24 protein-coding genes, 1 tRNA gene, 1 pseudogene and 2 riboswitches are annotated in these 26,946 nt (G+C 67.3%); of the genes and pseudogenes, 9 read left to right on the top strand and 17 right to left on the bottom strand.

All coding sequences use genetic code 11. From position 1 onward, the window contains the following. Window positions 1–441: 441 nt before the first annotated feature. The 4 genes and pseudogenes from P3W97_RS08300 to P3W97_RS08285 form a co-directional block, all read left to right on the top strand. Window positions 442–735 carry a DUF1778 domain-containing protein gene (locus P3W97_RS08300; protein WP_300845702.1) on the top strand — a complete coding sequence of 98 codons (294 nt, stop codon included), beginning with the start codon at window positions 442–444 and terminating at the stop codon, window positions 733–735. Beyond that, complete coding sequence (locus P3W97_RS08295; RefSeq protein WP_300845699.1) at window positions 732–1,232, top strand: GNAT family N-acetyltransferase; 501 nt, start codon at window positions 732–734, stop codon at window positions 1,230–1,232. The genes P3W97_RS08300 and P3W97_RS08295 overlap by 4 nt, the downstream gene beginning before the upstream one ends. Before the next feature lie 3 nt (window positions 1,233–1,235). Then, window positions 1,236–1,463, top strand: a complete 228-nt coding sequence (locus P3W97_RS08290; protein ID WP_300845696.1) for a hypothetical protein — start codon at window positions 1,236–1,238, stop codon at window positions 1,461–1,463. Window positions 1,464–1,559: 96 nt separating this feature from the next. Beyond that, window positions 1,560–1,739: pseudogene (locus P3W97_RS08285) on the top strand (IS3 family transposase); the annotation flags it as partial. Between the two features lie 273 nt (window positions 1,740–2,012). Here the strand turns inward: P3W97_RS08285 and P3W97_RS08280 are convergent. From P3W97_RS08280 to P3W97_RS08255, 6 genes are all read right to left on the bottom strand, one after another. Further along, a tRNA-Pro gene (locus P3W97_RS08280) sits at window positions 2,013–2,089 on the bottom strand. Window positions 2,090–2,099: 10 nt separating this feature from the next. Further along, complete coding sequence (locus P3W97_RS08275; protein WP_300845694.1) at window positions 2,100–2,588, bottom strand: MerR family transcriptional regulator; 489 nt, start codon at window positions 2,586–2,588, stop codon at window positions 2,100–2,102. Between the two features lie 57 nt (window positions 2,589–2,645). Beyond that, window positions 2,646–3,602, bottom strand: coding sequence for a transaldolase (gene tal, locus P3W97_RS08270; protein WP_300845691.1), 957 nt, complete (start codon window positions 3,600–3,602; stop codon window positions 2,646–2,648). Window positions 3,603–3,634: 32 nt separating this feature from the next. Then, the gene (gene aroE, locus P3W97_RS08265) at window positions 3,635–4,468 is read right to left on the bottom strand and encodes a shikimate dehydrogenase (RefSeq protein ID WP_300845689.1); all 834 of its coding nucleotides are present in this window, start codon (window positions 4,466–4,468) and stop codon (window positions 3,635–3,637) included. Between the two features lie 56 nt (window positions 4,469–4,524). After that, a complete protein-coding gene (locus tag P3W97_RS08260) occupies window positions 4,525–5,166 on the bottom strand; it encodes a response regulator (protein ID WP_300845686.1) in 642 nt (213 codons plus the stop codon). 5 nt (window positions 5,167–5,171) lie between these two features. Beyond that, complete coding sequence (locus P3W97_RS08255) at window positions 5,172–7,181, bottom strand: sensor histidine kinase (protein WP_300845683.1); 2,010 nt, start codon at window positions 7,179–7,181, stop codon at window positions 5,172–5,174. Window positions 7,182–7,324: 143 nt separating this feature from the next. Between P3W97_RS08255 and P3W97_RS08250 the strand changes: the two genes are divergently transcribed. From P3W97_RS08250 to P3W97_RS08240, 3 genes are all read left to right on the top strand, one after another. Further along, a complete protein-coding gene (locus P3W97_RS08250) occupies window positions 7,325–8,344 on the top strand; it encodes a TRAP transporter substrate-binding protein (protein WP_300845681.1) in 1,020 nt (339 codons plus the stop codon). A gap of 70 nt (window positions 8,345–8,414) precedes the next feature. Beyond that, window positions 8,415–9,110, top strand: coding sequence for a TRAP transporter small permease (locus P3W97_RS08245; protein ID WP_300845678.1), 696 nt, complete (start codon window positions 8,415–8,417; stop codon window positions 9,108–9,110). Then, window positions 9,107–10,390, top strand: coding sequence for a TRAP transporter large permease (locus tag P3W97_RS08240; RefSeq protein ID WP_300845675.1), 1,284 nt, complete (start codon window positions 9,107–9,109; stop codon window positions 10,388–10,390). Before P3W97_RS08245 ends, P3W97_RS08240 begins: the two co-directional genes overlap by 4 nt. Window positions 10,391–10,479: 89 nt before the next feature. On the opposite strand, the gene gcvP is transcribed toward P3W97_RS08240, so the two are convergent. From gcvP to P3W97_RS08220, 4 genes are all read right to left on the bottom strand, one after another. Beyond that, on the bottom strand, window positions 10,480–13,419 hold the full coding sequence (gene gcvP / locus P3W97_RS08235) for an aminomethyl-transferring glycine dehydrogenase (protein ID WP_300845672.1): 2,940 nt from the start codon (window positions 13,417–13,419) through the stop codon (window positions 10,480–10,482). A gap of 13 nt (window positions 13,420–13,432) precedes the next feature. Beyond that, a complete protein-coding gene (gene gcvH, locus P3W97_RS08230) occupies window positions 13,433–13,798 on the bottom strand; it encodes a glycine cleavage system protein GcvH (protein WP_300845670.1) in 366 nt (121 codons plus the stop codon). Between the two features lie 34 nt (window positions 13,799–13,832). Continuing rightward, complete coding sequence (gcvT, locus tag P3W97_RS08225; protein WP_300845667.1) at window positions 13,833–14,972, bottom strand: glycine cleavage system aminomethyltransferase GcvT; 1,140 nt, start codon at window positions 14,970–14,972, stop codon at window positions 13,833–13,835. Between the two features lie 47 nt (window positions 14,973–15,019). Beyond that, a riboswitch (glycine riboswitch) is annotated at window positions 15,020–15,154 on the bottom strand. An 8-nt stretch (window positions 15,155–15,162) separates the two neighbouring features. Beyond that, window positions 15,163–15,273: riboswitch (glycine riboswitch) on the bottom strand. Window positions 15,274–15,298: 25 nt separating this feature from the next. Next, window positions 15,299–16,984, bottom strand: a complete 1,686-nt coding sequence (locus P3W97_RS08220) for an electron transfer flavoprotein-ubiquinone oxidoreductase (protein ID WP_300845665.1) — start codon at window positions 16,982–16,984, stop codon at window positions 15,299–15,301. A 119-nt stretch (window positions 16,985–17,103) separates the two neighbouring features. On the opposite strand from P3W97_RS08220, the gene P3W97_RS08215 reads away from it, so the two are divergent. After that, window positions 17,104–17,547, top strand: coding sequence for an acyl-CoA thioesterase (locus tag P3W97_RS08215; protein WP_367184610.1), 444 nt, complete (start codon window positions 17,104–17,106; stop codon window positions 17,545–17,547). Between the two features lie 32 nt (window positions 17,548–17,579). Here the strand turns inward: P3W97_RS08215 and P3W97_RS08210 are convergent, their stop codons facing one another. The 3 genes from P3W97_RS08210 to hemH are packed head-to-tail and all read right to left on the bottom strand — an operon-like array spanning window position 17,580 to window position 19,788. Next, window positions 17,580–18,167 carry a peroxidase-related enzyme gene (locus P3W97_RS08210; RefSeq protein ID WP_300845662.1) on the bottom strand — a complete coding sequence of 196 codons (588 nt, stop codon included), beginning with the start codon at window positions 18,165–18,167 and terminating at the stop codon, window positions 17,580–17,582. 30 nt (window positions 18,168–18,197) lie between these two features. Continuing rightward, a complete protein-coding gene (locus tag P3W97_RS08205; RefSeq protein WP_300845659.1) occupies window positions 18,198–18,668 on the bottom strand; it encodes an RNA-binding S4 domain-containing protein in 471 nt (156 codons plus the stop codon). A 28-nt stretch (window positions 18,669–18,696) separates the two neighbouring features. After that, window positions 18,697–19,788: a ferrochelatase gene (gene hemH, locus P3W97_RS08200; protein WP_300845657.1), complete on the bottom strand. Its 1,092-nt coding sequence runs from the start codon at window positions 19,786–19,788 to the stop codon at window positions 18,697–18,699. A 19-nt stretch (window positions 19,789–19,807) separates the two neighbouring features. Between hemH and P3W97_RS08195 the strand changes: the two genes are divergently transcribed. Beyond that, entirely contained in the window at window positions 19,808–20,587 is a 780-nt protein-coding gene (locus tag P3W97_RS08195) for an HAD-IA family hydrolase (RefSeq protein WP_300845654.1), read from the top strand. Between the two features lie 28 nt (window positions 20,588–20,615). On the opposite strand, the gene P3W97_RS08190 is transcribed toward P3W97_RS08195, so the two are convergent. The 4 genes from P3W97_RS08190 to P3W97_RS08175 form a co-directional block, all read right to left on the bottom strand. Continuing rightward, window positions 20,616–22,046, bottom strand: coding sequence for an FAD-dependent oxidoreductase (locus P3W97_RS08190; protein ID WP_300845653.1), 1,431 nt, complete (start codon window positions 22,044–22,046; stop codon window positions 20,616–20,618). Next, on the bottom strand, window positions 22,043–22,924 hold the full coding sequence (hpnD, locus tag P3W97_RS08185) for a presqualene diphosphate synthase HpnD (protein ID WP_300845651.1): 882 nt from the start codon (window positions 22,922–22,924) through the stop codon (window positions 22,043–22,045). Before hpnD ends, P3W97_RS08190 begins: the two co-directional genes overlap by 4 nt. Then, window positions 22,921–26,058 (bottom strand): efflux RND transporter permease subunit, encoded by a 3,138-nt coding sequence (locus tag P3W97_RS08180; protein WP_300845648.1) that lies wholly within the window; start codon window positions 26,056–26,058, stop codon window positions 22,921–22,923. Before P3W97_RS08180 ends, hpnD begins: the two co-directional genes overlap by 4 nt. A gap of 25 nt (window positions 26,059–26,083) precedes the next feature. After that, window positions 26,084–26,946 (bottom strand): efflux RND transporter periplasmic adaptor subunit (locus tag P3W97_RS08175; protein WP_300845646.1); only part of this gene is annotated, 863 nt, incomplete at its 5' end.

Raw genomic sequence — 26,946 nt, 5'->3', positions numbered from 1 at the left:
GTGCCGACTGGTAGCCAGTGCGGCGCTTCAAAACCTGCTCTCCGGGGTTGTTCTAGTTCGGACGAATGTCCACGGAAACGGCCAAATGATCCAAATCCGGGACTGGAGACTTGCGGACGGACTGCTGTTCAGATGGCGGGCGCGGGTGATCTCCGGGCCCTTTTTCTTGCCTGAAATCCCCGCGCCACGCAGGAGTGCGGCCACCTGTGCTGCGGGTGACCCATCGGCCGAAACGCCCGGAATCGGCCACTTTCTCGGCCAGAGCCGTCTCTGTTCTCCGATTCGCTTGCGGGTCGGTGCAGATGGCGGTCTAGCAAAATCAAAGACGTAGGCGCGCCGGTTCACCGCCAACCAAGCCCAGCGGTCTTCAGTGCAACCAGACACTGTATGTCGACTGTACTAACGTTTCGGCAGTTGATCTGACAAAAGAGAGGGGCTGCCATGACTGCTGTTGCATCGTCGCCTTCCGCCCGCACCGCCCGACTTGGGCTGCGCGCCACCCCCGAACAAGAGGCGGTGCTGCGCCGTGCCGCCGAGGTGGCCCATAAATCGCTGACCGACTTCATCCTCGACAGCGCGTGCCTGGCCGCCGAACAGACCCTGCTGAACCAACGCTTGTTCATGGTCTCGGGCAGCCAGTACCAGGCCCTGATGGATCTGCTGGATCGCCCCGAACAGGCCAATGCGGGTTTGCGTGACCTGTTTGCCCGCAAGGCGCCCTGGGACACGAAGTGACGTTGCGCGCACCGGAGCCTCTGGCCGCGCAGCATCGGCTGGAAGGTTTTGATTGCGGCAAGCCCGCGCTGAACGACTGGCTGTTGCGCCATGCCCGCCAGGCGCAGGGCGGGGGCTCGGCCAAGACCTTCGTCGCGGCTGAGGATGATGGCCATGTGGCGGGCTACTTCAGTCTAACCGTGAGCCAGGTTGACACGCTGGAAGCACCGAAGCGCATTCGCAAAGGGATGGGGCAATATTCGTTGACAGTGGTGATCCTGGCGAGGCTTGCTGTCACGGTGGCGGACCAAGGGCGAGGCATCGGCTGTGGCCTGCTGCAGGATGCGATTCGCCGCACGATGCGGATTGCCGAACAGGCCGGCATCCGTGCCGTGCTGACCCACCCCATCGATGAAGAAGCGGCGAGGTTCTACACCCGGTTCGGGTTCATCGCGTCACCGCTGCGCGAGCAGCAATGGCTGCTGCTCTTGAAAGATGCCCGTCGCTGGGTCCGCTGAACCATGACCATCGAATCACTGCCCACTTTTACCACGCTGGCCCGCCAGCGCTGGGATTCCATCCCTGCCGACATTTGCCGGCGGCTGCTCTCCAACGTCCGGTGCAGCCACTGCCGTCACGAAACAACGATCACCAATTTCAACGCAACCATCAAGGCCGGCGACTTGCTGCTGGTGGGGCAACGCGCCGAATGCCACGGTGACGGGGCACGGGTGATCGAGGGCTCGTAGCCCGGTCAGACATTGAACGTAGCCACCACCTCCCGCTGCGCCATCCAGTCGGTCGGCAGTGGCTTGTGCTGGAACCACAGCAGGCTCATGCACCGCGCCAGCCAGGACTTCGGGGACGTGCTGAGGGCATACGGCATCACGCCCTCAAGGAGCCGGTGCGGTAACTGTTGGGACAACGCCTGCAGCCAGACGTGGTTCGGGCCGATGAAGGTGGAGCGGCTGTACGGCCAACGCTTGGTGACGCGGTGCCAGGCCAAGGACGAAGTTATCGCCTGGCAAGTCAATTCGTGACTCGGTTATGGGGTACGGATTCCAGGGGCAAGGTCATACGGAACTGCTGACGAACTTGCGCGAAAACGCGACCGTGCACTGGGCGCAGCGCGAGCTGACCTGTGCCTCGATGCGCGTGCTGGGACACGGCCGTGCAAGCAGGACTGCAACAGGTCGAGGCGTTTTGCCGGGGTGGTCGGCCCGACGTAGAAAAGCTTTTGATATGGGGGGCAAACGAAAGGGCTGGCGCGAACACTCACGCCAGCCCTTTGTTTTGAATGGTCGGCGTGGCGGGATTCGAACTCGCGACCCCTTGCACCCCATGCAAGTGCGCTACCAGGCTGCGCTACACGCCGAGGCTGCGGATTATACGGTGTTTTGTGCGGCCTTCTGTGGCCCGGGGGAGGGCCCCGTTGGCGTCGGGTCGAGCAAAGCGCGAATCGCACGCAGCTCGGCGAGCAGGGCATGCCGCGATTGCTCGCGGTCGCTGCTCGGAGGCAAAGCCGTCGGCGGGTTTTCGGTCGCCGTCTGCAGCGCTTGAGGGGGGGCACAGGGCGCGTCCGCCCCGGCTTTGCGCTGGTCGCGTTCCTGCTGAGTCAGCTCAGCCAGCCGGTTGCGCGCACCATGGATGGTGAAGCCCTGGTCATACAGCAGTTCGCGGATGCGGCGGATCATCAGCACCTCGTGGTGCTGGTAGTAGCGTCGGTTGCCACGGCGCTTCATGGGGCGAAGCTGGGTGAATTCCTGCTCCCAGTAGCGCAGCACATGCGGCTTGACGCCGCACAGCTCGCTGACCTCGCCGATGGTGAAGTAGCGCTTGGGCGGAATGGGGGGCAGCGCGTCGTTGCTGGACATGGTGGGCGAATGACAGCAAATCCAAAACTCTAGCGCAATGGCAGTACAGGCGGTTTTTCAGTGCTCGGTCGCCAGCGCATCCAGCCGCTGTGCGTCGGCGCAGAACAGGCGAATGCCTTCGGCCAGCTTCTCCGTGGCCATGGCATCGTCGTTGAGCGCGAGGCGAAACGCCGCTTCGTCGCCGGCGCGGTAGTGCAGCTCCGGCAAGTCGGTGCGGCGGGCTTCATCCTCGTCCAGTGCGCGCGGCACCTCACCCGGTGTTGCGGCCAGTCGCGCCAGCAGCTCCGGGCTGATGGTCAGCAGGTCGCAGCCCGCCAGCGCCAGAATCTGCCCGGTGTGGCGAAAGCTCGCCCCCATCACTTCGGTTCGGATGTCGAAGTGTCGGTAGTGGCGCCAGATGCGCGCCACCGACTGCACGCCGGGGTCATTCGGCCCGGCCATCGCGGCTTCGTCCCACTGCGCGCCGGCGCGCGCCTTGTACCAGTCGTAGATGCGGCCGACGAACGGCGAGATCAGCCGCACGCCGGCATCGGCGCAGGCCACCGCCTGGCAGAAGCTGAACAGCAGGGTAAGGTTGGTGTGGATGCCGTCGCGCTCCAACTGCTCGGCGGCGCGGATGCCTTCCCAGGTGGCGGCGATCTTGATCAGCACGCGCTCGCGCGGCATGCCCTCGGCTTCGTAGAGCGCGATCAGCCGGCGCGCGCGCGCCACGGTGGCGGCAGCATCGAAACTCAGGCGTGCGTCGACCTCGGTGGAGACGCGGCCCGGCACGATGCGCAGGATTTCGCAGCCAAAGCGCACCAGCAGCCGGTCCACGCGTTCGTCGAGCGGGCGGCCACGGTGGTGCGACAGCACCGCGTGCACCATCGGTGCGTACTCGGGCTTGAGCGCAGCCTTCAGAATCAGCGACGGATTGGTGGTGGCGTCGCGCGGCTGGAATTGTGCGATCTGCAGAAAGTCGCCGGTGTCGGCAACGACGGTGGTGTGGCGCTTGAGCGCGTCGAGTTGGTTCATGGTGCCGTGCAGGGGGAGGGCAGTGCGCGGGGTCAGGTCAGGGGAACGGTCAATTGATCGATCACCGGCCGGGTATCCGGCCGCACGCCGCGCCACCAGGCAAAAGCCTCGGCGGCTTGCTCGACCAGCATGCCCACACCGTCGGCCAGAAGGGCCGTGCCGGCCGCGCGAGCTTGACGCAGGAAAGGTGTCAGCCCCTTGCCGTACACCATGTCGTAGGCCAAGCCGTCGGGCGCAAACACGCCAGGCGGCAGGGGTAACGCATCGGCAGTCAGGCTGGCCGATGTGGCATTGATGACGATGTCGAAAGCGCCCATCGTCGCCAGCTCGGCCCAGCCGCCTGCAGCCAGCACGCCCTGGCCCAGACCAAGGGCATGGAAGGACTGCACCAAATCGAGTGCCTTGGCGGCGTTGCGGTTGGCGACGAACAGCCGCTCGGGATCCGCCGCCAGCAGCGGCTGCAACGCGCCGCGTGCAGCACCCCCCGCTCCCAGCACCAGCACACGCCGACCGGCCACGGGTTGATTGAGGTTGGTGGTGATGTCGCGCAGCAGCCCGATGCCATCGAAATTGTCGGCGCGACAGTGGGGGCCGTCGAAAGTCAGGGCGTTGGCTGCGCCGGCGATACGGGCGCGCTCGCTGACCTCGGTGGCGTAAGCGCAGGCCTCGACCTTGAACGGCAGCGTCACGTTCAGACCCAGCCCCCCCGCGGCGCGGAAGGCATCCGCCGTGGCGGCAAAGCCGTCCAGCGGGGCTTCGATGGCGGTGTATTCCAGCGTTTGGCCGGTGGCGTGCGCGAAGAGCGTGTGGATCAATGGTGATTGGCTGTGGCCGATGGGATGGCCGATGACGGCATAGCGATCCATGCGGACATTGTCGCCGATCCTTGGCGGGATATCGCTGGCATCGCAAGCGCTTGCGTTCAGAGAAGCCCGTTTCGGGCCAGCAGGCTCGCCAATTCTGCCGCCGAGCGCACACCGAGCTTGGCGAACACGCGCGAGCGGTGCACCTCCACCGTGCGCACGGCGATGTGCATCTCGTCGGCGATGACCTTGTTGGGTTTGCCGGCGGCCACGTGGTGCATCAGCTCGCGCTCGCGCTCGCTCAGGCCCTCGATGCGTGACTGCAGGGCGCGTGCGCTGGATTGGTGTGCCATCGCCTCGCGGCAGGCCACGAGCGCCTTGTACACGCGCTCGATGAGCACGGCATCGTGGAACGGTTTTTCGATGAAGTCGAAGGCGCCGCGCTTGAGCGCATCCACCGCCATCGCGATGTCGCCGTGGCCGCTGAGAAAGATCACCGGCAGCGGGTTGTCGCGGCGGCGCAGTTCGTCAAATACCTGCAGGCCCGATATCGGGTCCATACGCACGTCGAGCAGAATGCAGGCGGGCAGCGCCACGCTCGCGCTGGCCAGCGCGTCGAGCAGCGAGCGGCCGTCGGCGAACGCCTGCACCTGCAGGCCATGCGATGCGAACAAAAAGCCCAGGGCGTCGCGCAGGGCGGCCTCATCGTCGGCAAGGTATACGGTGCCGTCCGCGGGCAGTGGGGCGATCGGGGCGTTCATTGGAGTCAGCTGGCGGTGGCGTCGGTGGTGGCGGTGCGGCCGTAGCCGGATTCTGCGGTGAACAGCGGCAGCGTAAAACTCATGCGCGCGCCGCCCCAGCGCGAGACGCCGCAATCGAAGGCGCCGCCGTGGGCCTCCACCACCGAGCGGCAGATCGCCAGCCCCAGGCCCAGGCCGTCGGGCTTGGTGGTATGAAACGGGGTAGACAACTCCTCAAAGCTGCGCCCCTGCAGTCCCGGCCCGCTGTCTTCGACGTGCACCTGGGCAAAGCGGTAGTCGGTGCACACGGCGCGGATCTCAATGCGTCGCATGGTGCAGCCCTCCAGCGCGTCGGCGGCGTTGCGCAGCAGGTTGATGAGCAGCTGTTCGATCAGCACCTCGTCGGCCAGCACCGGCGGCAGGGGCGTGTCGGCGCGCCAGCTCACGTCGATGTGCTGGCGCAGCAATTCGTGGCGCAGCAAGGCATGCACGCGGCCAATGACGGCCGCGAGATCGAGCCGCTCGCGCTGCGGCTGGCGCCGGGTGAGGAACTCGCGCATGCGCTGCACGATGCGCCCCGCTTCGCGGGTCTGCTCGGCCTGCCGCTCCAGGGCCTGCAGCGTTAGGGCGTCCGTCGATCCCTGCTGGCGCAGCCGCTGCAGCACGCCGGCGTTGTAGCTGGCAATGGCGGCCAGCGGCTGGTTGAGCTGGTGCGCCAGCGCCGAGGCGATTTCGCCAAAACTCGACAGCCGCGCCTGCCGCGCCAGTGCCTCGAGCTGGCGGCGCTCGCGCTCCTCGAGCAGCTTTTTGGCGGTGATGTCGATGATGGAGCCCATCCAGCCGATTTGGCGGCCGCTGGCGTCGATCAGCGGCGACTCGTACACCATGACCGTGATCGGCTGCCCGTCGGCACGACGCCACACGGCCTCGAAACCCTCGCGCGGCGCATGACCCTGCAGGTTGCGCCGGCTGCGGGTCATCACCTCTTCCAGTGCCTCCGGCGGCCAGTAGGGCATAGGCGGTTTGCGGCCCAGCAGCTGTTCGGGGGGGTAGCCGACGAGCTCGCAGAAGGTGCGGTTCACATACAGCAGCGTGCCCTCGGCATCGCGTGCGCGCAGGCCCACCAGGGCGCTGTCTTGCATCGCGCTGCGCCAGGTGGCCTCGTTGCGCCAGGCGGACTCGGCCCGCGTGGCCTGCTGCACCTGACGCCGCAGCAGCCAGGTGGCCATGGACATGAACGCAAGAAAGCCCGCCATCAGCACCAGCGGCACGGGTGTCCACAGCCGCGGTGCGCGCTCGCGCGCGCTGAGTTCGAGCAGGGCGCCGGGGATCTCTTCGTCGATGGGCAGGCGGTAGGTTTCATGGTCGCCCGCGACGACGGGCACGGCCACGTCGTCCACCGAGGCGATGAGCTGCTCGGCGCTGTCGAGCAACTGCACCTCGTACTTGCGGGTGAGCCACCAGGGCGCCGCGTTCTTGAGCAGCACCGGCAGGGCGTAACGCACCACCACCGTGCCCTCGGGCGCTGGCGGGGCGACTGTGCCGAGGTGGTCTGCCGCGATTGCAGCCGTTGGATAGCTCGCGCTCAGGTGGGCCGAGAGGCCGGGAAAGCGCTCGCCGGTGTGGCTCTCGGTGCGGCGGCCTTGGGGCGAGGGCGCCTCGGCAATGACGCGGTGGTTGGCGTCGAGCCAGGTCACACTCAGCCAGAGCCGGCGCAGACCGGCGATGACCTCGGGGTTTTCAGACAGGGCTTGTTCGGTGTGCGGCGTTTTGCGCAACTGCTCGGCCAGCGTGCGGGTGCGCGAGCGTTCCATGTCGAGCTGGGCGCGCAGCTGCGCGCTGACGTTGAGCGCGTCGGCAATCAATGTCTGGCGCCGCTCTTGCGCCTCTTTGTTGAACCAGTATTGCGCCAGCGCCGCCACCGCGGCGACGAACACCACCGAGGCCGCCAGCGGTAGCCACCAGACGGCGCGCATGAGCGGGCGCTTGGGCTGTGGTTTGGCCGCTGAAGTGGCAAAGGGCTCAGGGGCACGCATACCGAAAGTCTAGAGCGCAGCGACTAAGGGAAAACCCTAGGCTGCCCGCGTGTGAATGTGGATTCCCACAATCGCCAAGCGGACCGGGACATTGGATACTCGGCAGGCAGTTTCAAACCCATGATCCACAGGAGATAACCACCATGACCCGTCTTGCTCGTCGTTCCGTACTGGCGCTCGCCTCGGCTGCTGCGCTGTCGCTGTCGGTGCCTGCGCTGGCCCAGTCGCCCATCGTCATCAAGTTCAGCCACGTGGTGGCGCAGGACACACCCAAGGGCAAGGCAGCCGATTTCTTCAAGCAAAAAGCCGAGGAACTGACCAAAGGCCGGGTGAAGGTCGAGGTCTATCCGAACAGCACACTGTACAAGGACAAGGAGGAAATGGAAGCGCTCCAACTGGGTGCGGTGCAGATGTTGGCGCCTTCGCTGGCGAAGTTTGGTCCCCTTGGCGCCAAGGAATTCGAACTGTTCGACCTGCCCTACCTGTTCGACGACTATGATCAACTGCACAAGGTCACCAACGGCCCGGTGGGCAAGTCGCTTTTCAAGAAGCTGGAATCCAAGGGCATCATTGGGTTGGCCTACTGGGACAACGGCTTCAAGGTGATGAGTGCCAACAAGCCCTTGCGCAACCCGGAGGACATGAAGGGTCTGAAGATGCGCATCCAGTCGTCCAATGTGCTCGATGCGCAGATGCGTGCGGTAGGGGCATTGCCGCAGAAGATGGCGTTCTCGGAGGTTTATCAGGCGCTGCAGACCGGGGTGGTGGACGGAACGGAGAACCCGCCGTCGAACCTGTACACCCAAAAGATGCATGAGGTGCAAAAGTATGTGACGCTCTCCGACCACGGTTACTTGGGTTACGCCGTGATCGTGAACAAGAAATTCTGGGAGGGGCTGCCCGCCGATATCCGCAAGCCGCTCGAGGACGCGATGGAGCAAGCCACGCGCTACGCCAACCAGATTGCCAAGGTCGAGAACGATCAGGCCCTGGAGGCGGTGAGAAAGTCGGGCAAGAGTGAAATCATCACGCTGACCCCCGAGCAGAAAAAAGCCTGGAAAAAGGCCATGCTCAAGGTGCACGACCAGATGGCCGATCGCATCGGCAAAGACCTGATTCAGCAGGTCTACAAAGAAACCGGCTTCGACCCCAAAAAATTCTGATGGCCGGCGTGGCTATCATCGCGTGAGGCGGGGGGCGAGTCCCCCCGTTTTTTTGACGGCGGTGAACATCATGAAATTCCTTGACCATTTGGAAGAGTGGGTCATTGCCTTCCTCATGGGGGCAGCCACCCTCATCATTTTTATCGCGGTGTTGCACCGCTATGCTGCGGGCCTGGCCATTCCAGGCGTGCAGGACTGGCTGATTGCGCGCGACTTCTCCTGGGCGCAGGAACTCACCATCATTATGTTCGTGTGGATGGCCAAGTTTGGCGCAGCCTATGGGGTGCGCACCGGCATCCATGTGGGGGTGGATGTCCTCATCAACCGTCTGGCATGGCCGGTGCGTCGCCAATTCATCATGCTGGGTTTGCTCGCCGGTGCGCTGTTTACGGGCATCATTGCCGTGCTCGGCGCCCATTTCGTGTGGCAAAACGGCGCGCATTACGCCATTTTCAAGTTTCTCGGACTCGAGTTGGGTGAGCTCTTTGAGGGGCCGACGACGCCTGATCTGGAGTGGCCGACCTGGGTGGTTTACTCGGCCATCCCGCTGGGTTCGGGCCTGATGTGTTTTCGATTCCTGCAGGTGCTGCTGAGCTTTCGCCGCACGGGCGAATTGCCGCACCATGACCACGGCCATGTGGACGGCATCGATGAAGCGCACCCGCTGCCCGTCGACGCCAATCCCTACAGCCTCGACGATGACCTGCACCCCCGCACGCGGGCCACGGCAGACACCGCATTGCGGAAGCAGGGAGACCAGTCATGAGCGGATTGATCATTTTTGCGCTGCTGGCACTGCTGATGCTCACCGGCATGCCGGTGTCGATTGCACTGGGCCTGACCGTTCTGACCTTCCTTTTCGGCTTCACCGAGGTGCCGCTCGAATCGGTGGCGCTCAAGCTGTTTACCGGGATCGAGAAGTTCGAGATCATGGCGATTCCGTTCTTCATCCTGGCCGGCAACTTCCTCACCCACGGCGGCGTGGCGCGGCGCATGATCAGCTTTGCCTCGAGCATGGTGGGCCACTTCCGGGGTGGCTTGGGGATGAGTTCGGTGCTGGCCTGCGCCCTGTTCGCCGCCGTCTCCGGCTCCAGCCCGGCCACCGTCGTGGCCATCGGCTCCATCATGTTGCCGGCCATGGTCAAGGCGGGCTATCCGAAATCCTTCGGCGTCGGCGTGGTGGCCTCGGCCGGCGGCCTGGGCATCCTCATTCCGCCCTCCATCGTCATGGTGATGTATGCCGTCAGCACGAACAGTTCCATCGGCGCGTTGTTCATAGCCGGCGTGGTGCCGGGTTTCGTGCTGGCCTTGTTTCTGGGGCTGACAACCTGGTACCAGGCCGCCAAAGGGCAGTATCCGCGCGAGCCCAGACAATCATGGCGGCAGCGCTGGCGGGCATTTCGCGAGTCGATCTGGGGCCTGCTGCTGATCGTCGTCGTCATTGGGGGTATCTACAGCGGCGCCTTTACGCCCACCGAGGCGGCTGCCATGAGTGCGGTCTACGCGTTCTTCGTGGCCGTCTTCGTCTACAAGGACCTCTCGCTCAAGGATGTGCCGCGGGTGCTGTTGACCTCGGCCAATATGAGCGCGATGCTGCTCTACATCATCACCAATGCCGTGTTGTTCAGCTTTATCCTGACCAACGAGCAGATTCCACAGAACATCGCCGCCTGGCTGCTCGACTCGGGGATCGGCGTGGTCGGCTTTCTGTTGGCGGTCAATGTGCTGCTGTTGGTCATGGGCAACTTCATGGAGCCGTCTTCCATCATCCTGATCACCGCGCCGATCCTCTTTCCCATCGCCATGAAGCTGGGCATCGACCCGATCCACTTTGGCGTCATGGTGACCGTGAACATGGAAATCGGCATGATCACGCCGCCCGTGGGCCTGAACCTCTATGTGGCCAGTGGCATCAGCAAAATGGGCATGACCGAATGCACCAAGGCGGTGTGGCCGTGGCTGCTCGCCATGCTGGTGTTCCTGGCGCTGGTGACCTACTGGCCGCCGCTGAGCACCTGGCTGCCACGCACCCTTGGGATGATGTGACTCCAAATCCTCCAGGCGGCGCTGCCCCCAGGCGGCGCTGCGATGGATGGCAGTGCCGCCTGGCCAGCGATGCCGGCGGCGCGCTGCACCTAGCCCTGCGCGGTGGCCAATTCAGCCATTGGCACACAGCTACAAAACAGGTTGCGGTCGCCGTACACGTTGTCCACGCGCCCCACCGGGGGCCAGTACTTGGTGCCTGCGCGGCCGTGGCCCCGGTGGAAGGGCAGGGCTGCGCCCAGCTCGCGGGCATAGGGGTGGGGCCACTCCTCCGCCAAACAACGGCTGGCGGTGTGCGGGGCGTTTTTGAGCGGGTTGTCCTCCCGCGGCCAGACGCCCAGCTCCACGGCGCGGATCTCCTCACGAATGGCGATCATCGCGTCGATGAAGCGGTCCAGCTCCTGCAGCGTCTCGCTTTCGGTCGGCTCCACCATCAGCGTATTGGCGACGGGGAAGGACAGCGTCGGCGCGTGGAAGCCATAGTCCATCAACCGCTTGGCGATGTCCTCGGCCATCACGGCGCAGGTATCTTTGAAGCTGCGGCAGTCCAGGATGCACTCGTGCGCCACATGGCCGTTGGCGCTGGCGTAGAGCGTCGGGTAGTGCTCGCGCAGGCGAGCACTGACGTAGTTGGCCGCCAGGATGGCCGTCTCGGTCGCGCGCTGTAGACCGTCGGCCCCCATCATGCGGATGTACATCCACGAGATGGGCAGCACGGCGGCATTGCCCAGCGGCGCGGCCGATACCGCGCCGACCGCTGCATCCGCTCGTGCACCACCGGCATAGGCGCCCGCCGCATGGGCCGTGGCGTGTCCCGGCAGGTAGGGAGCCAGATCCGCCACCACGCACACCGGACCCACGCCAGGGCCGCCGCCGCCGTGCGGGATGCAGAAGGTTTTGTGCAGATTCAGGTGGCTGACGTCGCCACCGAACTCGCCCGGCGCGGCGGTGCCGACCAAGGCGTTCATGTTGGCCCCGTCGATGTACACCCGCCCCCCGTGCTGGTGCACCAGCTCGCACAGGGCTTTGACGCCGGTCTCGAACACTCCGTGCGTGCTGGGGTAGGTGATCATCGCGCACGACAGGCGCTGGCTGTACTGCTCGCATTTGGCGCGCAGATCGTCTAGATCGACATTGCCCTGGTCATCGCAGGCGACGACCACCACCTGCAACCCCGCCATTTGGGCGCTGGCCGGGTTGGTTCCGTGCGCGGACTGCGGAATGAGGCAAATGTCGCGGTGAGACTCACCCCGGGCGGCGTGGTAGGCCTGGATGGCCAGCAGGCCGGCGTACTCGCCCTGCGAGCCGGCATTGGGCTGCAGGCTGATGGCGACGTAGCCGGTGGCCTGGCACAGCCAGGCGCGTAGCTGCTCGTCGAGCAGGCGGTAGCCCTCCAACTGGTCCGCCGGCGCGAAGGGGTGCACCTGCGCGAACTCGGGCCAGGTGATGGGGATCATCTCGCTGGTTGCGTTGAGTTTCATGGTGCACGAACCCAGCGGGATCATGGTGCGGTCCAGCGCCAGATCCTTGTCTGACAGGCTGCGGATATAGCGCAGCATGCCAGTTTCGCTGTGGTAGGTGTTGAACACCGGGTGCGTGAGGTAGGCGCTGGTGCGGCGCAGCGCGGCGGGGATCAGCGGCTCGATGCCGGCCTCGAAGTCGGCAAACGAAGGCAGCGCCTGCCCCGGTGCGGCGAACACGGCCCACAGGGCCTCGATGTCGGCGCGCGTGGTCGTCTCGTCCAGCGAGATGCCCAGGTTGCCGTGTCCCAGATCGCGCAGGTTCATACCGCGTTCGCGCGCGCTGGCCAGCAGCGACGCGGTGGCGTTGCCGGTGTGCAGGCACAGGGTATCGAAGGCGCTGCCGTTGGCCGGGGCGTGTCCCAGGGCGGTCAGTCCGCGCGCCAGGATGGCGGTGTAGCTGGCCACGCGCTCGGCGATGCGGCGCAGCCCCTGCGGGCCGTGGTAGACGGCGTACATGCTGGCCACGACGGCGGGCAGCACCTGCGCGGTACAGATGTTGGAGGTGGCCTTTTCGCGCCGGATGTGCTGCTCGCGCGTCTGCAGCGCCAGACGATAGGCGGGCTGACCGTGCGCATCCACGCTGACGCCGACCAGGCGCCCGGGCAGCGAGCGCTTGTAGGCGTCGCGGCAGGCCATGAAGCCGGCATGCGGGCCGCCGGCGCCCATGGGCATGCCGAAGCGCTGGCTGCTGCCCACCACGATGTCCGCACCCCATTCGCCGGGGGGCCTCAGCAGCGTCAGCGCCAGCAGGTCTGTGGCGACGATGACCGCCGCGCCTTTGGCGTGGGCTGCCTCCACATCGGCGCGCAGATCGTCGATGCGGCCATGGGTGGCGGGATACTGCATCAGTACGGCAAAATATCCATCACCGCGCAGGGCGTGCTGCCAGGTATCGGCCGAATGGGTGACGATCACCTGCAGGCCCAGCGGGCGGGCGCGCGTTTGCACCACTTCGATGGTTTGTGGATGGCAGTCGCCCGAGACGACGATGGCATTGCCCGTGGCCTTGACCGAGCGGCGCGCCAGCGTCATGGCTTCGGCCGCGGCGGTGGCCTCGTCTAGCATGGAGGCGTTGGCGATGTCCATGCCCGTCAGATCGGTCACCATGGTCTGGAAGTTGACCAGCGCCTCGAGGCGACCCTGCGAAATTTCGGCTTGATACGGTGTGTAGGCGGTGTACCAAGCGGGGTTTTCGAGGATGTTGCGCAGGATGACGCCGGGCGTATGGGTGCCGTAGTAGCCCTGCCCGATGAAGCTGCGCAGAATGCGGTTTTTCTGGGCGATGGCCTTGAGTTCGGCCAGTGCCTGCGCCTCGGGCAGCGGGGCGGGCAGGTTCATCGCCCGCACGCGGGCAATGGCGCGCGGCACGATGCTGTCGGTCAGGGCGCGGCGGCTGGCTTCGCCGATCGCAGCGAGCATGCGCTGCTCGTCCGTCGGGCCGATGCCGACGTGGCGATCGACGAATTCAGCAGCGTTTTCCAGCGCCGACAGCGGGGTGGAGGTCGTCATGGGGCCGCTCCGCTCAATGGGTCAGTTGGCCGTAGGCCGTCTCGTCGAGCAGGGTGTCGATCTCAGCGGGCGCGCTCAGCCGCACTTTGAAGAACCAGCCCGCGCCCAGCGGGTCGCTGTTGGCCAACGAGGGGTCGGCGCGCAGCGCCTCGTTGACTTCGATCACCTCGCCGCTGACGGGCATGTACACATCGGCTGCGGCTTTGACGGACTCGACGACGCCCGCGACGTCCTTTTGCGCCAGGGTCTTGCCCACCTCGGGCAGTTCCACGAACACCACATCGCCCAGCGCGTCCTGGGCGTGGTGGGTGATGCCAACGGTGGCAATGTCGCCTTCGACGCGAATCCATTCATGGTCGGGGGTGTATTTCAGGGTCATGGCAGGCTCCTGGGGATCAAGGGAGGAAAACGGGTCAGCCGCGGTGGTAGCGCGGGGGCAGAAAGGGCAGGGCGGTCACTTCCATCGGCACCGGCTTGCCGCGCACCAACGCCTGCAGCCGGGTGCCGGCGGCGGCGTGTTCGCGGGCCACATAGCCCATGGCAATCGGGCGGTCCAGCGTCGGCGACAGCAGGCCGCTGGTCACCTGGCCGACTGGGGTGCCATCGGGGGTTTGCAGCGGTGCCGGCTCGCGCACGGGCACGCGCTCCAGTGCCTGCAGGCCGACGCGCATGCGCGCCACGGGTTGTGCGCCGTCCAGTTGCGCCAGCACGCGCGCCGCGCCCGGAAAGCCCCCGGCACGCGCGCCGCCGCTGCGGCGCACCTTCTGGATGGCCCAGGTCAGCGCGGCCTCCACTGGCGTGGTGCCGGCATCGATGTCGTAGCCATACAGGCCCAGCCCGGCTTCCAGCCGCAGGGAGTTGCGGGCCCCCAGGCCGATCGGCTGGACCTCTGGCTGGGCCAGCAACGCCTGCGCAAAGGCGACGGCCGCCTCGCCAGGCAGCGAGATTTCGAAGCCATCCTCCCCTGTGTAGCCGCTGCGGGTGACGTATAACGGCACCCCTTGCCAGTCGAAGGCGTTGCCCGTCATGAATACCAGCCCTTCCACCCCCGGCAGCAGGCGGACCAGGGCGGTGGCGGCCTGCGGGCCTTGCAGCGCCAACAGGGCCTGCTGGGGCAGGGGTTCCACCTGGCAGCGCTGCCCGATGCGGGTTTGCATATGGACGATGTCGGCCTGCTTGCACGCACCGTTGACGATGAGGAAGAGGTCCCCGCCGTGGGCCCAATCCCGGTTGACGAACATCAGATCATCCAGGATGCCGCCGTCATCGGCCAGCAGCAGCCCATAGCGCTGCCGGTGTGGAGCGAGTCCGATCACATCCATGGGGATCAGGCTCTCCAATGCGGCGGCGGCCTCTGGGCCGACCAGACGCAATTGCCCCATGTGCGACACGTCGAACAGGCCGGCCGCCTGGCGTGTGTGTTGGTGTTCGCGGATCAGACCCGCTGGGTACTGCACCGGCATGTGGTAGCCGGCAAAGGGCACCATGCGCGCACCGAGCGCAAGGTGCAGTTCGTGCAAGGGGGTCTTGAGCAGGGTGTCGGCGGCGGACATGGGGCGGCTCCAAACAGGTGGTCGCATCCGGCGCTCGACGGCGCCGGGGCACACCTGCTGTCCGCTTTACCTGAGAGATTCACGTGCCGACACCGTCCGTGCGGTGGTGGGCCCGCTTGCTCCTTCGGTGGGCGGCGCCAGGGCAAAGGCCAGTGGCGACGCCTCTCTCCAGCAGGCAAGCACCCCGCGGGGTGCTGCATCAGTCCTTTTGCCTGAGCGTTCGGCGGGGGCCTGCGCCTTCGGCGGCCGCAGGTTGGCTCCCTTGGGGGTGGGCAGAGCGGCTCTCTCCTGATGGACAAGCATTGTAGCGGCAGCGCGGCGGTGCGTCACATGCCGGCGTAGTTGGGCCCGCCGCCGCCCTCCGGCGTGACCCAGACGATGTTTTGCGTCGGGTCCTTGATGTCACAGGTCTTGCAGTGCACGCAGTTCTGCGCATTGATGACGAGCTCGGGCGCGCCGTCCTTCTCGACGAATTCGTAGACGCCGGCGGGGCAGTAGCGGCTTTCCGGCCCGCCGTAGACGGCGAGGTTGACCGCCACAGGCACCGCGGCGTCCTTCAGTGTGAGGTGCGCGGGCTGGTTTTCTTCGTGGTTGGTGTTGGACAGGAATACGCTGGAGAGCCGATCGAAGGTCAGCACCCCGTCCGGTTTGGGGTAGCGGATCGGCTCGACCTGACTGGCGGCGTGCAGCCGCGCGTGGTCGGGCGCGTGGCGGTGTACCGTCCACGGCGGGCTCTTGAGTCCCAAGCGCGGCAACAACCAGTGCTCGACGCCGGTCATCAGCGCACCGATCGTGTTGCCCTTCTTGAACCAGGACTTGAAATTGCGCGCGCGGTGCAGCTCCTCGTAGAGCCAGCTGCGCTCGAACGCTGCGGGATAGGCGGCGAGCTCGTCGTGCGCGCGGCCGGCGCGCAGCGCCTCGAACGCCGCCTCGGCACACAGCATGCCGGTCTTGATGGCGGCGTGGCTGCCCTTGATGCGCGCGGCGTTGAGGTAGCCCGCGTCGCAGCCCACGAGCGCCCCGCCGGGGAAGACGGTCTTGGGCAGGCTCAGCAGGCCGCCCGCAGTGATGGCGCGTGCGCCGTAGCCAATGCGCTTGCCGCCCTCGATGTGGGCACGGATTGCCGGGTGGGTTTTCCAGCGCTGCATCTCCTCAAAGGGGCTCAGCCACGGGTTTTGGTAGTCCAGCCCGACGACGAAGCCCAGCGTGACCCGGTTGCCCTCCATGTGATAGAGGAAGCCGCCGCCGTAGGTGTGCTCGTCCAGCGGCCAGCCGGCGGTGTGTACCACCAGGCCCGGCTTGGCCTTCTCGGGCGGGATCTCCCACAGCTCTTTGATGCCGATGCCGTAGGTCTGCGGATCGCGGCCCTCATCGAGCCGAAAGCGCGCGATCAGCTCCTTGCCCAGGTGACCGCGTGCACCCTCGGCAAAGACGGTGTACTTGGCGCGCAGCTCCATGCCGAGCTGGAAGGCATCGGTCGGTTGCCCGTCTTTGCCCAAGCCCATGTGGCCGGTGGCCACGCCCACCACGCGCCCTTGGTCATCGAAGAGCACCTCGGCGGCGGTGAAGCCGGGGAAGATCTCCACGCCCAGCGCCTCGGCCTGCTCGGCCAGCCACTTGGTGACGGCACCCAGGCTGATGACGTAGTTGCCCTCGTTGTGAAAGCACTCGGGCACCAGCCAGCCCGGTGTGCGCATGGCCCCCTCGGCCTGCAGGAACAGCACCTCGTCCCCGCTGACGGGCTGGTTCAGCGGCGCGCCGCGCGTCTTCCAATCGGGGAAGAGTTCGGTGATGGCGCGCGGGTCCATCACCGCACCCGACAGGATGTGCGCGCCCGGCTCGGAGCCCTTTTCCAGTACGCAGACCGATACCTCTGCCCCTTGGGCGGTGGCCAACTGCTTGAGCCGGATCGCGGTGGCCAGCCCCGCCGGGCCGGCGCCGACCACGACGACGTCGTACTCCATGGCCTCGCGGGGGCCGAATTGCTCGATCAGATGCGCCGGGGTTTTCATGGCGTTGGGGTCTTCCTCGGGGGTGGCCGTTCGCCGGGTGCATGGTGCACCGGCGTCGTTGTCGGATGCGCGACGGATTGTAGTGGTGCCTGCCGTACCATCGCTGTCAACTCTCCGACATGATGGAGCTTCTGATGCGACTCGATCTGCCTGCCGAAAAACGCCTCGCGCACACCATGGTAATCCCGATCCGCTGGGGAGACATGGACGCCTTGGGCCATGTCAACAACACGGCGTATTTCCGCTCTATGGAAATCGCGCGGCTGCAGTGGATGGGTGAGTGGGGCATGCCGGCCAACCCGCAGGGCCAGGGGCCGGTGATCGTCAATGCGTTTTGCAATTTCCTGCGCCAGCTGGAATACCCGGGCGAAGTGATCGTGCGCAGCTACGTCGGGGCGCTGGGTCGGCGCTCGTTCGATATGTTCCACGAGATGCTGCGCACCGACGGTGGCGACACCGTCTACGCCAACGGCGGCGCCACCGTGGTGTGGGTGGATCTTCCCGCCCAGCGCTCGCTGCCATTGCCCGAGGCGTTGCGCGAGCGGCTGACGGTCTGTGTCTGAAGCGTCGGGCCGATTCCGCCAGCCGGTTGCGGTCACTTGGCCTTGGGCAGCCGCCCCAGCAGGTAGAACTCGGGGTTGGGCATCATGCCGCTGAACGAGGCCATGCGGTTGGACAGGCCGAAGAAGGCGGTGATGGCGGCGATGTCCCAGATGTCTTCGTCATCGAGGCCATGTGCATGCAGGGCGACGAAGTCGGCCTCATCGATTGCATGCGAGTTCTGGCACACCTTCATGGCGAAGTCCAGGATCGCGCGCTGGCGCGGGGTTAGGTCGGCTTTGCGGTAGTTGACCGCCACCGTGTCGGCCAGCAGCTGTGTTTTCTCGTATATGCGGAGGATGGCACCGTGCGCCACCACGCAGTAGAGGCACTGGTTGGCCGCGCTGGTGGCCACGACGATCATCTCGCGCTCGCCCTTGCTCAGGTTGGAACTGCGTCCGACCGTCTCCGGCATCATCAGCGCGTCGTGGTAGGCAAAGAAGGCGCGCCATTCAGCGGGGCGGCGGGCAAACATCAAAAAGACGTTGGGCACGAAGCCGGCTTTCTCTTGTACCTCCAGGATGCGGGCACGGATATCCTCGGGCACGTCGGCCAAAGCGGGCAGGGGGTAGCGGGTGGTCATAAGGGGCCTCCTCCGGTGGGGTGTGGGGGTTCAATCGTCCAGGGATGCGCTCCAGCGCGCGTTCCACTGTCGCTGCTCGGGGGCTGTGCGCCAGGCCTCGATGCGGCGACGGTCGCGTTTTGTGGGGCGGCCCTGGGTCAGGGTGGCGGCGGGCTCCGGCGCCAGGCGGCGCAGCTCCGCATACCGCTCGCGCGCGGCAATGGATTCGGGGGTCTCTTCGTACAGCAGCGCGGCCTGCGGCGCTGGCCCGCGCACAGTGCTCAACCCGCGCACGACCACGGTGCGGATGACGTCGCCGGTGCGCAACTCGATGACATCGCCTACGCGTGGTTCGCGGCTGGCCTTGGCCACCACGCCGTTGACGAGCACGCGGCCGCGCTCGATGGTCTCGGCTGCCAGCGCGCGGGTTTTGTAAAACCGCGCCGCCCACAGCCACTTGTCCAGGCGGACGCGGCCGGGGCAGTCCGGCTCGCAGGCGAGGGCGCGGGATGCGCGGCTCATCGCTGGCAATGGTGGCACGCGGTGGGTCTCACATCTGCGCCCCCAGCGCCCGCGCGCGCTGGCGGGTGGCTTCGGCGGCGCCGTCGTCGTAGGGCGCGCGCGTCGGCCAGCCGGCCAGGTGCCGCTCGGTCAGATCCGCCAGCGCCCGCAGCCAGCCCAGATCGTCGTTCAGGCATGGGATGTAGTGGAATGTGCGCCCCCCGGCCGACAGGAAGGCCGCGCGCGCCTCTTGGTCGATTTCTTCCAGCGTCTCGATACAGTCGGCGGTGAATCCTGGGCACACCACATCCACCCGGCCCACACCCTGGCGCGCGAGTTCCACCAGCGTCGGCTCGGTGTAGGGCTGCAGCCACTTGGCCTTGCCAAAGCGTGACTGAAAGGTGACGATGGCGTGCTCGCGTGGCAGCGCCAGCGCCTCGGCCAGCAGCCGGCCGGTTTTTTGGCATTCGCAGTGGTAGGGGTCGCCGAGCTGCAGGGTGCGCGCTGGCATGCCGTGAAAGCTCATCACCAGCCGATCGGGCTGGCCATGCTCGGCCCAGTGCGCGCGCACGCGCGTAGCCAACGCGTCAATATAGCCCGCGTCGTCGTGATAGTGGTTGACGAAGCGCAGCTCTGGCACCCAGCGCAGCGCGCCAGCCCAGCGCCAAACCTCGTCGAAGGCGCTGGCGGTGGTGGCGGCACTGTACTGTGGATAGGCGGGCAGGACCAGGATGCGCGTGCATCCGGCGGCCTTGAGCGCGTCCAGTTCGCGCGCGATGGCCGGCTCACCATAGCGCATCGCCCAGCGCACCGTCACATGGTGGCCGCGCTCGCCCAGCAGCCCCTGCAACAGCTTGGCTTGACGCTCGGTCCACATCTTCAGCGGCGAGCCCTCCGGCGTCCAGATGCTGGCGTATTTGGCCGCTGACTTGCGCGGCCGTACATTCAAAATAATGCCGTGCAGGATCGGCCACCACAGCGCGCGCGGCAGCTCGACCACGCGTGGATCACTGAGAAACTGGCCCAGATAACGCCGCAGCGCCGTTGGGGTTGGCGCCTCGGGTGTCCCGAGGTTGATCCAGAGGATACCGGTGCGGGCGGGCTGGCCGTGCGTGTAGGCAGGTTCGGGGTGCATGCGCATGGTGATATTCTGACGCACGATGATGGACATTGCCGGCCTGCGGGCCTTGACCCTGGATTTGGACGATACGCTGTGGCCCATGCGGCCCACGATCGAGCGCGCCGAGGCGGCGCTGCAGGCATGGCTGCAGGCGCACGCGCCGGCCACCGCTGCTCGGCTGCGCGACCGTGCCTGGGCACGCGCGGTGCGCGCCGGTGTGCAGCGCGACCATCCGCAGTACCACCACGACCTGACCTTCCTGCGCCGCGAGGCGATCCGCGTGGCACTGCGCGCAAGCGGCGACGACCCGGCGCTGGCGGAACTGGCGTTCGAGGTGTTCTACGCCGAGCGCCAGCGCGTCGAGCTGTTTGCCGATGTGCGCCCAGCGCTGGAGCGGCTCGCGGCGCGTTGGCCGTTGGTGGCGGTCTCCAACGGCAACGCGGATGTGCGCCGCGTTGGCTTGGGGGACTATTTCATCGCCCATGTCGGTGCGCGCGAGGCGGGCGTGGCCAAGCCGCATCCAGGGATCTACCACGCCGCGTTGGCAGCCGCCGGGGTTGCTCCACAGGCGGCGCTGCACATTGGCGACGATCCGCTGCTGGACGTGGTGGGCGCGTGCCGGGCGGGGCTGGCTGCCGTCTGGGTCAACCGCCACGGCCAGGACTGGGACGCTGCGCTGCAGCCGAAGGACTGCGGCTGTAGCGGCGGGGACATGGCCCGCGCGCTGCACGCTGCGGCCGTGCAGCCGCAGCCACACGAACGCCCGCGCGCGCAGGTCGCGCATCTTCTGGAATTGTGCGAACGGCTTGGCCTGCCGTGAGGGGCATGGCCTGCGATGAAAGCGGCATCTATCGATGGCGCTGGCCATCGGTGGCGCTGTGCTGCACCGTGGGCTGAGGCCACGGCAGGCGGCGCAGAATATCCGCCGCCGCCAGACCGCTGCGTACGGCCCCCTCCAGCGTGGCTGGATAGGGGCCCTGGACATAGTCGCCCGCGGCCAGCAGCCCGTCAGCCAACCACGCCGGCGGGCGTTGCAGACCCGGCGTGCAGGCGAAGGTGGCGCGCCGCTCGACCACGGTGGCCAGTACCTGCACACCGGGGCAGGCCAGTGCCGCCGCAAGCTGTTGGGTGACGGCGGCGGCCAGGCCCGCGCGCCGACCGTTCCATTGTGGGGCTGGACTGCTGACGACCGCAGCCAGCAGCGCGCCGTTTTCCTCGTTGCCGCCGCAGCGGTGGAAGACGAACTGCGCCGGCGCGCGCTCGGGGTCGCAGGGCAGCGCCAGCAACGGCAGAGGCCAGCGCCAGCGCCAGCCGCGTGCAGCGCGGGCATAGACGGTGGCGATCGGTATATGCGCAAGGGCGCTGGCGCATGCGGCCCAGGCCCGTAGGGCGTCGGCCTGCGTTGCGGGGCAGGCCGGATCCTCAGCCCAGGTGGAGGCCAGCCGAGCCGCCTGCAGGGCCGGTGTCGCCAGCACGATGGCGTCGGTGTAGAGCGCCGCGCCGTCGTCGAGCTGGATGCGCCAGTGGGCCCCGCAACGCGCCAGCGCCACCGCGCGCAAGCCCAGGCGCAGCGCGGCACCCTGCGCCTGGAGCCAAGCGGTGGCAGCATCGGGCAGCAGTGCCCCGAGGTCGTTGCGCGGCAGCAGCAGGTCGCTGGGACTCAGACCTGCCGGGGCTGGCGCGCGCAGCGCGTCGCGCAGCACCCGCAGGAAGGTGGCACCGCAGGCCATGTGCAGCGGAGTGTTGAGCGCCGCCACCGCCAGCGGCTCGATCAGATCGGCTACCACGCGCGCCGGCAGCCCGCGGGCCAGATCGGCCACCGTGGCCTGTGGCCGACAGGCAAAGCCTTGCGCCATCCAGCGCGCTGCGCGGCTCAGCGCTGCCGCGCGCTCGCGCACGCCCCAGCCGCGCGCCGTCAGCAGCGTGGCCACCAGCGTCAGCGGCGCTGGCAGGTGTGCCGCCCAGCCGGGCGGCACCAGGCCGCTGCCGTCCGGGCGCGGCAACGCCAGGGGCAAACGCTGCAGTTGGCGTTGCCACGGCACGCCAAGCTGCTCGAGCAGGCCGAGCGTGGCACCGTAAGCGCCGATCAGGATATGCTGGCCATTGTCCAACGCGAGCCGTTCCCCCCGGCTGTCCGACAAGAATTGCCGCCGCGCCCGGCCACCCCAGTGGCGACTGGCCTCCAGCAGCGTCACCCGCCAGCCCGCACGCGCCGCCGCCACCGCCGCAGTCAGGCCGGCCCAGCCGCCACCGATCACCACCACGGACGGCCCGCTCACCACCGCCCCAGTGCCTGCATCTTCCACGCCAGCCACAGTTTGTGCAGCGGTGTCAGCGCCACGCGTTCGCGCAGCACCCGCTGGGGTTGGCGTCCCAGTTCGCGCAGCAACGCGCGGTAGATGCTGGCCATCATCAGCCCTGGCTTCTGGTTGGCCCGGTCAGCCGCCGGCAGCAGTGCCACGGCTTCGTCGTAGGTAGCCCATGCGCGCTCGATTTGAAAGCGCATCAGTGCCGCGAAACGCGCCTCGAACCCCACCTCGGCCTCCCGCCCGAGCGTGAGCAGCTCGCGCGGCTTGATCTCGAAACGCCGCAATTCGTCCAGCGGCAGATAGATGCGCCCGCGCCGGGCATCGTCCCCGATGTCGCGCAGGATGTTGGTCAGCTGCAGGGCGCGCCCAAGCCGATGCGCATAGGCGGTGGTCGCCGCTTCGGTCTGGCCGAAGATGCGGGCGGCCACTTCGCCCACGACGCCGGCCACCAAATGGCAGTAGTGCGCCAGCGCCGCAAAATCCAGCCAGCGGTTTTGCTGCAGGTCGAGCGTGCAGCCGTCGATGACGGCCAGCAGCGGCTCGGGCTGCAAGCCATATACCGGAATATGCGGTTGCAGCGCAATCAGCGCCGGATGGTCAGCCGTGCTACCAGGCCTGAAGGCCAGCGCCACCTGCTGACGCCACCACGCCAGCTTGGCCTGCGCCACGCTGGGTTCGCTGACCTCATCGACGATGTCGTCGATCTCGCGGCAATAGGCGTAAAACGCCGTGATCGCCGCTCGCCGCTCGGGCGGGAGAAACAGAAACGCGTAGTAGAAGCTGCTGCCCGCTGCGGCGGCGCGCTCCTGCGCCCAGGCCTGCGCCTGCTGCAGGGCAGGGGTCGTCATGCGGCCGCCTCCAACCGCGTCAGCCGGCGTGCGGCGCGGCGCATGAAGACGAGGTAGAGCAGCGGCACCAAAAACAGCGTCAGGAGGGTCGAGACCAACAGTCCCCAGACGATGGCCGAAGCCACCGGCCCCCAAAGCAAGCTATGGCCGCCGAGTCCGAAGGCCAGCGACACCAGCCCGCCGATCGTGGTCGTGCTGGTGATGAGGATCGGCACCACGCGCCGGCGCGCAGCGTAGAGGGTGGCATGCACCAACCCCATGCCCTTGCGCAGCCGCTCATTGGCGGCATCGATCAACACGATGGCGGAGTTGACCGCGATGCCAGTCAGCGCGATCACACCATACAGCGTATAGAGCGACAAAGGGTTGCGTGTGATCGCAAGCCCCACGGCCACGCCAGCGAAGGCCAATGGCACGCTCACCAAGATCATCAGCGGCTGGAAGTAGCTGCGGAATTGGGCTGCCAGGATCAGGTAGATCAGCCCGACACCCAACAAAAACAGCCGCTGCATGGCCGCCAGGCTTTCCTGGATGTCCTCCAACTCACCGGAAAAGTCCAGATCGACGCCGGGATGCTGCAGTCGCATCGCATCCCAGGCCGCGCGGATGCGCTGGTTGGCCTCTGCGGTGTCGAGCACGTTTTTGTCGAGATCGGCCTCCACAGTGATAGCGCGGCGCAGGTTGTGGTGGCGGATGAAGCCGCGTGTCGGCTCTACCTGCCCCCGCACGAGGGCGCCCAGCTGGGTGACCCCGCCGCTTGGCAACACCACCGGCGTGGCCAGCAGCGTCGAGGGGTCGCTGGCTTGGGCCTCGGGCAGTCGCTGGCGCACGCGCAGCTCGATTTTGTCGCCGCCCTCCCGTGTGAAGGCCACCGCCTCGCCGTCCACCGCCAGCCGCACCAGCCGCGTCACCTGGGCGGCGCTCAGGCCAAGCTCACGCAGCGCTTCGGATTTCAGTTCCAGCCGCAGCATCGGTCGCCCCGGCAGGCTGTCGTCCTGCACGTCGCGCACGCCAGGCAGCGCCGCGATGGCGGCCTTCAGGGCCGCTGCTGCGGCCTCGATCGACGTCCAGTCGTCGCCACGCACCTTGACACTGATCGGCTTGCCCGCTGGCGGCCCACCGGACAGCAGCGTGAAGCTCTTGCGCCCTGGGCCGTCCAGTGCCTCGACCTCGGCGCGCATCGCGGCCACCACCTCCTGCACCTCACGCGCCTCGGCCGTACGTGGGTTGAGCGAGACGAACACCTGCCCGTAGGCATCGCCATAGACCGGTTCGGTCTGCGTGAACTTTAGGCCCGCGGTGGAGGTGACGGCGCGCGCTTCGTGGCCGTCCTCGGCTGGGCCGACGCCGCGCAAGTGGCGTCGCACCACCTGCTCGACGCGTTCGGTCTCGGCCAGCGTCTCTTCGAGCGACGCAGCGGCGGGCATATCGACGTTGACGTAGAACGCGCGAATCGGGTCGAAGGCGAAGAATTGCACCCGCACGATGCCGGTGACCACCAGCGCTGCGGCACCGGCCACGATGAGCGCGCCGCCGGCCAAAAATGCCCATGGGCGGCGCAGCGCATAGGCCAGCGCCTGCGCATAGCGCAGCCGCACCGTGCGGTTGAAGCGGTTGCGCCACGCCTGCACCCGAGACGGGCGGTCCAGCCGCACGCGCAGCATGCTGACGTGCACGGGCATCATCCAGAATGCCTCCAGCAGCGAAATCAGCAAAGCCAGCGTGACGACGAACGGGATGATGAACATGAATTTGCCCACGATGCCAGGCAGCAGCATCAGCGGCAAAAAAGCGGCCAGCGTCGTCGCCACCGACGCAACCACGGGCTTCCAGACCTCAGCGATGCCATCCAGACTGGCCTGCAGCGCCGCTTGACCGCGCTCGAGCCGGTAGTAAATCGCCTCGACCACCACCACCGCGTCGTCCACCAGCATACCCAGTGCAATGACCACGCCGAGCAGGATCGAGATGTTGACCGTATAGCCCAGCGCCCCCAACAGCGCGAAGGTACCCAACAGCGAAAATGGAATGCCCAGCGCCACCAACAATCCGATGCGCCAGCCCAAAAACACCCAGCAGATCGCCAGCACCAGCAGCACCCCAACCAGGGCGTTGGACTCCATCACGCCGATGGCCTCGCGCGTCGGGATGGTCTGATCGTCGGTCAGCGTCAGCTGCAGCCCCTGCGCGGCCAGCACGGTATTTTCGCGTGCGATGAAAGCGCGCAGGTCATCCAGCAGCTGCAGGGTATTGATGCGAGTTTTTTTCGTTACCGCCAGTGATATGGCGGGCTGGCCATCCATCGAGGCCAGCTGCGTCGGCTTGCTGCGCGCCCACTCCACACGCGCCACTTCGCCGAGCCGCGCGCGCGCGCCGGGCCGGCCTGCGGCGCTGACCTCCAGCTGCGCCAGTCGCTGCGGCTCCAGGGTGATGCCGGCCACCGCAATCGTCCAGACGCCCTGCTGCGTCGCCAGCGTACCGGCGGCGGTGTCGCGCCAATAGCCGCGCAGCGCGTCAGCGACGTCGGCGCTGGTCAGCCCGCGCGCGGACAGTGCCGCCGCATCCGGCTGCACCAGGATTTCCGGGTCGCGCAAGCCGGATGCGAACACCTGATCGACGCCGCGCAGCCGCTCCAGTTGGCTGCGCAGGCGCCGGCCCTCGCGGCGCAGCACCTCATCATCGGCCACGCCGGTCAGACGCATGATCGCAGTCGGAAAGCCGTTGGAGGTGGAGATCTCCAGAATGCGCGGCTGCTGGGCCTGCTCGGGCAGCTCGGTGCTGGCTTTGTTTTGGATTTCGCGGCGCAGGTCGTTGATGCGTTTGTCGAAGGTGCGCTCATCCAGTTCGCCGAAGCGAATCAGCAGGCTGGCGACGTTTTCGCGTGAGCTGGAGCTGACGAAGCGGATGTCTGCCACGCCTTTGATCGCATCCTCCAGCGGATTGGTGACGAGCCGCTCGACGTCCTCCGCACTGGCCCCGGGCAGCACCGCGGTGACATTGACCCAGTTGAAATTGATCTCGGGGTCGCGCTCGCGCGGCATCTGCAGATAGGCCAGCAGCCCCATGAGCAAGATGACCACGAACGCAATATTGGCCAGCGGGTGGTTGGTGATGAGGGCTCGCAGCAGTCGCATCGGCTTGGATCTCCGCGCAGCGCGCTCACGGGGCCACTGTCACCGGCTGGCCATCGCGCAGCGCCTGCTGGCCGTGCACCACCAAGCGCATATCATGGGGTAGCTGCGCTGCAGCGGCTGGCCGGCCCTCCTGCGCACCGGGCAGGGGTACGAAGCGCGCGCGCGCCGCTGCGCCGTCGCCCTCGACGGTGAATACGCCCAGTTGGGTATCGCGGCGCACCAGCAGCGTGGCGGGCACATGGGGGTGCGGCGCCGCCCAACGCAGCAGGCCAGCCGTGCCTGGCGGCAGCGCGGGGCCCGACAAGGCCAGTCGAGCCGTCTGCAAGCGCGTGGCCGGCGCCACCGTCGGCACCACGCGCAGCAGCCGTGCCGCGCGCACCTGGCCGTCATCAGACTCGAAGCGCGGCTGTGCCCCGGCGCGCAACTCGGCCACCTCCGCCGGGGCGAGCGTGGCTTGCAGCTCCATGCCGTCGGTTTGCGCCAGTACGAACAGCACCGCCCCCGGCGCCACGGTCTCGCCCTGCTGCGCCAGCCGCTGCGTCACCGTGCCGGAAAACGGCGCGCGGATCACCGCTTTGCCCAGTTGACGCTCGGCACTCTGCAGCGCGGCATCGGCGCTGGCGAGTTCGGCGCTTTGCAGCGCCAGCTCCGTCTCGCGCGCGCTGAGCGCCTCTGGCGACAGAAAGCCCTGCGCCTGCAGCTCGCGCGCACGGCGCAGCTGGGCCTGCACCAGTTCCAGCCGGGCGCGGGCGGCGTCGCGCGCAGCGCGGGCGCGATCCCGCGCCAGCTCTAGGTCGGCGGCGTCCAGCCAAGCCAGCGGCTGCCCCGCCCGCACCGGCTGGCCCACGTCGGCACTCCAGCGCAGCAGCACGCCGCCCACCTCGGCGG

The organism is Tepidimonas sp. (assembly GCF_029335975.1).
Taxonomy (GTDB): Bacteria; Pseudomonadota; Gammaproteobacteria; order Burkholderiales; family Burkholderiaceae_C; genus Tepidimonas.
The sequence above is the reverse complement of the archived record's forward strand: the minus strand, read 5'-3'. Positions and strand labels throughout refer to the sequence as shown.

Bases quoted from the DNA above. Each gene is read 5' to 3' on its own strand.
- P3W97_RS08300 (WP_300845702.1), top strand. From the start codon at position 442: ATGACTGCTGTTGCATCGTCGCCTTCCGCCCGCACCGCCCGACTTGGG.
- P3W97_RS08290 (WP_300845696.1), top strand. From the start codon at position 1,236: ATGACCATCGAATCACTGCCCACTTTTACCACGCTGGCCCGCCAGCGC.
- P3W97_RS08275 (WP_300845694.1), bottom strand. From the start codon at position 2,588: ATGTCCAGCAACGACGCGCTGCCCCCCATTCCGCCCAAGCGCTACTTC.
- tal (WP_300845691.1), bottom strand. From the start codon at position 3,602: ATGAACCAACTCGACGCGCTCAAGCGCCACACCACCGTCGTTGCCGAC.
- aroE (WP_300845689.1), bottom strand. From the start codon at position 4,468: ATGGATCGCTATGCCGTCATCGGCCATCCCATCGGCCACAGCCAATCA.
- P3W97_RS08260 (WP_300845686.1), bottom strand. From the start codon at position 5,166: ATGAACGCCCCGATCGCCCCACTGCCCGCGGACGGCACCGTATACCTT.
- P3W97_RS08255 (WP_300845683.1), bottom strand. From the start codon at position 7,181: ATGCGTGCCCCTGAGCCCTTTGCCACTTCAGCGGCCAAACCACAGCCC.
- P3W97_RS08250 (WP_300845681.1), top strand. From the start codon at position 7,325: ATGACCCGTCTTGCTCGTCGTTCCGTACTGGCGCTCGCCTCGGCTGCT.
- P3W97_RS08245 (WP_300845678.1), top strand. From the start codon at position 8,415: ATGAAATTCCTTGACCATTTGGAAGAGTGGGTCATTGCCTTCCTCATG.
- P3W97_RS08240 (WP_300845675.1), top strand. From the start codon at position 9,107: ATGAGCGGATTGATCATTTTTGCGCTGCTGGCACTGCTGATGCTCACC.
- gcvP (WP_300845672.1), bottom strand. From the start codon at position 13,419: ATGACGACCTCCACCCCGCTGTCGGCGCTGGAAAACGCTGCTGAATTC.
- gcvH (WP_300845670.1), bottom strand. From the start codon at position 13,798: ATGACCCTGAAATACACCCCCGACCATGAATGGATTCGCGTCGAAGGC.
- gcvT (WP_300845667.1), bottom strand. From the start codon at position 14,972: ATGTCCGCCGCCGACACCCTGCTCAAGACCCCCTTGCACGAACTGCAC.
- P3W97_RS08220 (WP_300845665.1), bottom strand. From the start codon at position 16,984: ATGAAAACCCCGGCGCATCTGATCGAGCAATTCGGCCCCCGCGAGGCC.
- P3W97_RS08215 (WP_367184610.1), top strand. From the start codon at position 17,104: ATGATGGAGCTTCTGATGCGACTCGATCTGCCTGCCGAAAAACGCCTC.
- P3W97_RS08210 (WP_300845662.1), bottom strand. From the start codon at position 18,167: ATGACCACCCGCTACCCCCTGCCCGCTTTGGCCGACGTGCCCGAGGAT.
- P3W97_RS08205 (WP_300845659.1), bottom strand. From the start codon at position 18,668: ATGAGCCGCGCATCCCGCGCCCTCGCCTGCGAGCCGGACTGCCCCGGC.
- hemH (WP_300845657.1), bottom strand. From the start codon at position 19,788: ATGCGCATGCACCCCGAACCTGCCTACACGCACGGCCAGCCCGCCCGC.
- P3W97_RS08195 (WP_300845654.1), top strand. From the start codon at position 19,808: ATGATGGACATTGCCGGCCTGCGGGCCTTGACCCTGGATTTGGACGAT.
- hpnD (WP_300845651.1), bottom strand. From the start codon at position 22,924: ATGACGACCCCTGCCCTGCAGCAGGCGCAGGCCTGGGCGCAGGAGCGC.
- P3W97_RS08180 (WP_300845648.1), bottom strand. From the start codon at position 26,058: ATGCGACTGCTGCGAGCCCTCATCACCAACCACCCGCTGGCCAATATT.